3 protein-coding genes and 1 pseudogene are annotated in these 1682 nt (G+C 72.6%); 2 read left to right on the top strand and 2 right to left on the bottom strand.

Features of this window, described 5'->3' with window-relative positions; all coding sequences use genetic code 11:
- Both AB8Z36_RS39350 and AB8Z36_RS39355 read left to right on the top strand, forming a co-directional pair.
- A partial coding sequence (locus tag AB8Z36_RS39350) for a hypothetical protein (protein WP_369218159.1) occupies nt 1–298 on the top strand: 298 nt, incomplete at its 5' end.
- Nucleotides 295–987 carry a hypothetical protein gene (locus tag AB8Z36_RS39355; RefSeq protein WP_369218160.1) on the top strand — a complete coding sequence of 231 codons (693 nt, stop codon included), beginning with the start codon at nt 295–297 and terminating at the stop codon, nt 985–987. The genes AB8Z36_RS39350 and AB8Z36_RS39355, both read left to right, overlap by 4 nt.
- Before the next feature lie 5 nt (nt 988–992).
- Here AB8Z36_RS39355 and AB8Z36_RS39360 read toward each other — a convergent pair whose 3' ends face one another.
- Nucleotides 993–1424 carry a VOC family protein gene (locus tag AB8Z36_RS39360; RefSeq protein WP_369218161.1) on the bottom strand — a complete coding sequence of 144 codons (432 nt, stop codon included), beginning with the start codon at nt 1422–1424 and terminating at the stop codon, nt 993–995.
- A gap of 25 nt (nt 1425–1449) precedes the next feature.
- A pseudogene (locus AB8Z36_RS42405) lies at nt 1450–1581 on the bottom strand (FAD-dependent oxidoreductase); the annotation flags it as partial.
- Nucleotides 1582–1682 lie beyond the last annotated feature (101 nt).

Genomic DNA, 1682 nt, shown 5'->3' on the forward strand with positions numbered 1-1682 from the left:
CGGGGGTGGCGCGGTGCGCATCTGGGACGTGTCCCAGCCCGCGGACCTGCGGGAGTCCGCGCTGCTCGGCATCGGGTCGGGCACCGACGGGATGGCCTTCAGCCCCGATGGTCACACCCTGGCCGTGTCGAGCTCCACGACGACGCAGCTGTGGGAAGTACAGCCGCTGACCACGCAGCAGCGGCTGTGCGCCCAGTCGGAGCCGATCACGCGGGAGCAGTGGACGCAGTACCTGCCGGACCGCCCCTACAGCCCGCCCTGTGCCGCACGGAAGCCGACCGACGGAGGAACCGGATGAACGCACGACGTCCCCGACCGGCCGTGCCCGCGGCCCTGTTACTGGTCCTCATCGCCGGGACGGCTGCCTCGGGGTGCTCGACACCCGACCAGGGCCCGCAGATCCAGCCCGCCTCGTCCGCCCCCCGTGCCTCCGCTCCGGCCCCSSCCCCGGGCCCGGCCTCGCACGCCGCCGTCTCGCTCGGCGACGCACCGCCGGACCTGCGGGACGTCGACTGGGAGCGGGCGACGCTCCCGGGCGACTTCTGCCAGATCCCCGGCACCGTCACCCTCTCCGGCGGCGAGGCCGAGGCCACCTCGCGCACCTGGAACAAGGTGCGCGTCGCCTACCTGCCCAAGCCCGTCTACGGAGACATCACGGGGGACGGCCGGGTGGAAGCCGCGCTGGACGTCAACTGTGACAACCGCGGCGGCACCGCGGCCGGGCAACTGGCGTTCGCCGTCATCGTCATCACGGCCAGAGACGGACAGCTGCACGCCCTGGGCACGCTGCTCCCCCGGCACGAATCCCGCGGAGTGCACCCCCCTCTGATGGACACCACGAAGGTGACATCGGCAGGGGTGACGGTGACCGAGCAGTGGTACCGGGACATCGACTCCACCTGCTGCCCGACGGGAACCACCGTCAGCACCTGGACCATGGGGTCCGGCGGGACCCTCGTGCTGAGCCGCTCGCACCGCACGTCCTGACGCCGTCAGTCGAGACAGAATTCGTTGCCCTCGACGTCCTCCATCAGAAGGCACGACTCATAGTCCGTGTCGGCGACCAGCAGCCGCACACGCTTCGCGCCGAACGCGAGCAGTCGTTCGCACTCCGCCTCCAGCGCGGCGACCCGCTCCTCCCCCACGAGCCCGGTGCCGACCCGCACATCGAGGTGCACCCGGTTCTTGACGACCTTGCCCTCGGGGACGCGCTGGAAGAACAGTCGCGGGCCCACCCCCGAGGGGTCGACACAGACCCCCGCACCCCGGTGCTCGGGCGACAGCGAATCGTCGTAGTCGTCCCAGGTGGTGAACCCCTCCGGTGGCGGCGGTACGACATACCCCAGCGCCTCGCACCAGAAGCGGGCGACGGGCCTGGGCTCCGCGCAGTCGAAGGTCACCTGGAACTGCTTGATCGACGTCATCGGGCCACCCTAATCACGCCTCCCCTCATGCGCCCGTGCTTTGTCGCGGCTCGGGCAGGGTGAGGGCCGAGTGGGCCGGACGCCCCTTCGCGGGCGGCCTGGTGTTGAGCTCGCGCAGCATCTGGTTGCGCCGTTCCAGGGCGTGGGGGGGGGGGGGGGGGGGGGGGGGGGGGGGGGGGGGGGGGGGGGGGGGGGGGGGGGGGGGGTACCCCAGCGCCTCGCACCAGAAGCGGGCGACGGGCCTGGGCTCCGCGCAGT

The organism is Streptomyces flavofungini, from assembly GCF_041028215.1.
Lineage (GTDB): Bacteria > Actinomycetota > Actinomycetes > Streptomycetales > Streptomycetaceae > Streptomyces > Streptomyces flavofungini_B.

What these genes read in the sequence shown, in the direction of transcription:
- AB8Z36_RS39360 (WP_369218161.1), bottom strand. Translation starts at nt 1,424, where the DNA reads ATGACGTCGATCAAGCAGTTCCAGGTGACCTTCGACTGCGCGGAGCCC.